General features: G+C 57.0%; 2 tRNA genes. Both read right to left on the bottom strand.

Going from position 1 to position 228, the window contains the following annotated elements:
• Positions 1-2 precede the first annotated feature (2 nt).
• A tRNA-Glu gene (locus LO50_RS23425) sits at positions 3-78 on the bottom strand.
• A 74-nt stretch (positions 79-152) separates the two neighbouring features.
• Positions 153-228 (bottom strand) — tRNA-Ala (locus LO50_RS23420).

The following is a 228-nucleotide window of genomic DNA, read 5'->3' as shown; positions in this document are numbered from 1 at the left end:
AATGGCGTCCCCTAGGGGACTCGAACCCCTGTTACCGCCGTGAAAGGGCGGTGTCCTAGGCCACTAGACGAAGGGGACGCAAACCCTTCAAGCGCAACCCGTATTGCTTATTCGGCAAATACAAGCTGGTGGCAAATTCTGCTCTTCGAGATTGGTGGAGCTAGACGGGATCGAACCGTCGACCTCTTGCATGCCATGCAAGCGCTCTCCCAGCTGAGCTATAGCCCC

The organism is Stutzerimonas stutzeri (assembly GCF_000935215.1).
Taxonomy (GTDB): Bacteria; Pseudomonadota; Gammaproteobacteria; order Pseudomonadales; family Pseudomonadaceae; genus Stutzerimonas.
Note: the sequence above shows the minus strand (reverse complement) of the source record. Positions and strands in the feature narration are given on the sequence as shown.